The sequence below is a fragment of the Nakamurella sp. genome (genome assembly GCF_048594475.1).
Lineage (GTDB): Bacteria > Actinomycetota > Actinomycetes > Mycobacteriales > Nakamurellaceae > Nakamurella.
In genome coordinates this window covers 1-1,760 of the sequence record NZ_JBMDXT010000140.1, presented here as the reverse complement: position 1 = coordinate 1,760, position 1,760 = coordinate 1, and the positions used below count along the sequence as shown (strand labels likewise).

Annotated in this window: 1 protein-coding gene; it reads right to left on the bottom strand. The window is 74.0% G+C overall.

All coding sequences use genetic code 11. The features are described from left to right. Positions 1-1,103: Hsp70 family protein (locus ACOJUF_RS07105; RefSeq protein ID WP_420121164.1), on the bottom strand; the 1,103-nt coding region annotated here is incomplete at its 3' end. Between the last annotated feature and the right edge of the window lie 657 nt (positions 1,104-1,760).

Sequence of the window (1,760 nt, the reverse complement as noted above, 5' to 3'; positions counted from 1 at the left end):
GCGGGCGCGGCCGGGGAGCCGGCGGTCGGCAGGGTCGTGGCCGCGGCGAGCAGCCCGGCCTGCACGGCCGCCCCGAGCGCGACGGCCTCGTCCGGATAGCCGCCCGCGCGCGGCGGGCGCCCGATCATGGCCGTCAGCAGCTCGCGGACCATGGGCATCCGGGTCGACCCGCCGACGAGCAGCAGTTCGTCGATGTCCGACGGGGCGAGCCGGGCGTCGGCCAGGGCCAGCTCGACGTTGCTGCGGGTACGGGCCAGCAGGCCACGGGTGAGCTCGTCGAAGAGGGCCCGGGTCACCTTCACCGAGTAGGACCGGCGATCGACCCGCAGCACCACGCGGGTCTCCGGGGTCGTGGTCAGCGCCCGCTTGGCCCGTTCCGCCTTGTCGCGAAGCTCGGCCTCGAGCAGGTCGTCCTCGAGCGGATCGACGCCGGACTCGCGGTGCACCTGGTCGGCGATGTACCGCATCAGCTCGTTGTCCCAGTTGAAGCCGCCCAGGTTGCGATCGCCCTGCACGGACAGCACCCGGAAGTCGTTGCCATCGATCCGCATGACGGTCACGTCGAACGTGCCGCCGCCGAGGTCGTAGACCAGGACGTTGCCCTGCATGCCGGTCTCCAGGCCGTCGTGCACCGCGGCGGCCGTCGGCTCGTTGATCACCCCGAGCACGGTGAATCCGGCGATCTCGCCGGCGTCGATGGTGGCCTGCCGCCGGGCGTCGTCGAAGTAGGCGGGCACGGTGATGACCGCGTGCGTCACGGGCTCGCCGAGGGCCAGTTCGGCGTCGACCTTCAGCCGGCGCAGGATCGCGGCCGACACGGATTCGGCGTCCACCTCCTCGCCGGTGGAGGTGACGAACGCCCAGGACCGGTCGCCCATGCGGCGCTTCACGAACTGGACGACGTCGTCCGGGGCATCCGCCGCCGCCTGCTTGGCGGCCGAGCCGACCAGCGCGCCGTCGTCGTGGAACAGCACCACCGATGGGGTGATCCGTTCGCCCTCGCGGTTGGCCAGGATCACCGGACGCCCGTCGGGTCCCAGGGCGGCGATGGCCGAGTAGGTCGTCCCTAGATCGATGCCCACCGCCCGGCCGATCGTGCTCACGGTGCCACCCCCTCGACCAGCCCCTCATCCGATCCGGTCGGATCATCGTCACGCAGGCGTGCCGTCCGGGCAGTCTAGGGGGTCCCGAGTTCGGCGAACGCGGTCGGCCGCCGACCGGAACGTCACCCGCGGGCCGCGTGGCCGATGACTGGGTGTGTTCGAGTTCGCCCGAACGGGGGATCCCCTGGGCGGAAAGACCGGGGAGAATCCCGCTGTCGGTCACCGAATCGGTGCATTACGATCCGGGATCGAGGCGGGCGACGGTGTCCGATTCAAGTGTCATACGGTGCGGGGACTGCCGGTACGAGGCGCCCGCGATCGGCGCCGGGGGGCCTGATGGGGCGACGGAACGTGTCGTGCGCGGCGCAGCCGCGGCGACGGCGCAGGTCCGCGGCTGCCGGGGGCGCCGCCCGCCCGGCCGGCCGGGCCGGTGACATCAGGGGCGGTGGAGGGTGCGGAGCCGCCCGTCCGACCGCTCTTCCGACCTCACCGGGGAGCGGTCGCCATGCCTGAACGTGCGACTCCGGGCGACGACGACTGGTCCGCCCGGCCGGCAGGGGGGGGTGGCCCGGCCTCCGGCCCGGCACCCGGGGCCAACCCGGGGGAGCCGCGCGGTGGCGCCGCCGGGCCGCCGGCGGGCGGCCCACCCCCCGGGGG